The sequence below is a fragment of the Streptococcus sp. HMSC065H07 genome (assembly GCF_001837325.1).
GTDB lineage: Bacteria > Bacillota > Bacilli > Lactobacillales > Streptococcaceae > Streptococcus > Streptococcus salivarius_H.
Genome location: NZ_KV832036.1, coordinates 1 through 210, shown reverse-complemented (window position 1 = coordinate 210; position 210 = coordinate 1). Strand labels below are relative to the sequence as shown.

Genomic DNA, 210 nt, shown 5'->3' with positions numbered 1-210 from the left:
ATAGTCTATGAAAAATCTCTCCCAGACTACTCCTATATTGATTATAGATTATTTTTCGTCTATACTTAGGTGTAAATACAATGTGGTACTTACACATTCATTTTGTATGTGATAAACTGTGAGCTTTTTGCGCCATAGTCTTAACTCCTTCCGTTTTACAATTGGCTTGAACACCTATATTGTAACTCGTTTGGAGTTTTTTTGTTATGA

At 32.4% G+C, this 210-nt stretch carries 1 protein-coding gene; it reads right to left on the bottom strand.

Annotated elements, in window-relative coordinates:
* On the bottom strand, positions 1 to 97 hold a 97-nt coding region (locus tag HMPREF2637_RS10900), incomplete at its 3' end, for a transposase (protein ID WP_256315979.1).
* Between the last annotated feature and the right edge of the window lie 113 nt (positions 98 to 210).